Raw genomic sequence first — 1,481 nt, forward strand, 5'->3', positions numbered from 1 at the left:
GGCTCTTCCCAGATGAGTGTGGGGTCAGGGCGACACGCGGGGTCTGCGGCCTGAGCTGAGAAGGGGTCGAGGTCCCGGAGGATCAGAGGACTTCTACCTCTTCTGATCTCAAGGACCTCGACGTGCCTGAGCCTACGTCGTGCTGCTCCGTTGTGGGCGGCTACTGCGACCGGTGTGACCTTCTTGTCGGCCTCGATGGCCTGCGCGTGACCGCAGTGGCCCGTGACGAGGACGGCGCGTTGAGCGTGGTCGTTGAGTCCGAGCCGGCAGTGATGGGTTGCCCCTCGTGCGGGGTGGTGGCGCACGGGCACGGTCGGCTCGAGGTGCGGCTGGTGGACGCCCCGTCGGCGGGTCGGCCGGTGACGGTCGTGTGGCGCAAGCGGCGCTGGGTGTGCCCCGAGCCGGCCTGCCCGCGGGTCTCGTTCATCGAGCAGGACGAACGGGTCGCCCGTCCGCGGGCGCTGCTGACCGTGCGGGCCTGCCGGTGGGCGATCGAGCAGATCCGCCGCGAGCACGCCTCGATCCACGGGCTGGCCCGGCAGTTGGGCACGACCTGGGACACGGTGTGGGCCTCGATCCGCCCGCTGCTCGAGGACGCCGCCGCGGACGAGTCCCGCTTCGACGGGGTGAGCACCTTGGGCGTGGACGAGCACGTGTGGCATCACGTGAGCCCGGTCCGGCGGGGCCCGAAGGAGCTGACCGGGATGGTCGACCTGACTCGAGCGCCGGACCCGAAGAACCCGGACAAGTTGGTGGTCAAGGCGCGGCTGTTAGATCTGGTCGTGGGCCGCTCCGGGCCCGCGTACGCGGCCTGGCTGTGCGACCGAGGCGAGGCCTTCCGGGCTCGTGTGGAAGTGGCGACGCTCGATCCGTTCCGCGGGTACAAGAACGCGATCGATGACCAGCTGGCCGACGCCGTCGCCGTTCTTGACGCCTTCCATGTGGTGAAGTTGGCCGGGCACGCGCTCGACGAGGTCCGCCGCCGGGTGCAGCAGCAGATCCACGGCCACCGCGGCCGCAGGAACGACCCGCTGTATCGGATCCGGAACATCCTGCACGCCGGTGCCGAGCACCTGTCGGAACGCCAGCAGGCGCGCCTCGCCGCTGCGATCGCCGCGGACGAGTGGCACGACGAGGTCTGGGTCGCCTACCAGTGCGCCCAACAAGTCCGCTCCGCCTACCACCAGGCCAGCCACGCCGCCGGGCGAGCGGTCGCCGAGAAGATCCTCGCCAGCTTCGCCTCCTGCCCGATCCCGGAGATCGCCCGGCTCGGGCGGACGTTGGCCCAGTGGCGGGAGGCGTTCCTGGCGTACTTCACCACTGGCGGCGCCAACAACGGCGGCACCGAGGCGATCAACGGCCTGATCGAACTGCACCGCAGGGTCGCCCGCGGCTTCAGGAACCTCGAGAACTACAGGCTGCGCATGCTCCTCATCGCAGGCGGCCTGAACCTATGACCCCACACTCATCTGGGAAGAGCC

At 70.1% G+C, this 1,481-nt stretch carries 1 protein-coding gene; it reads left to right on the forward strand.

Annotated elements, in window-relative coordinates; all coding sequences use genetic code 11:
- The first annotated feature begins 122 nt into the window (after window positions 1-122).
- Window positions 123-1,457, forward strand: coding sequence for an ISL3 family transposase (locus tag ACFQ2V_RS21210; RefSeq protein WP_449343052.1), 1,335 nt, complete (start codon window positions 123-125; stop codon window positions 1,455-1,457).
- Window positions 1,458-1,481: the final 24 nt, after the last annotated feature.

It is taken from the genome of Terrabacter terrigena (genome assembly GCF_042676085.1).
In the GTDB taxonomy this organism is placed as follows: domain Bacteria; phylum Actinomycetota; class Actinomycetes; order Actinomycetales; family Dermatophilaceae; genus Terrabacter; species Terrabacter terrigena.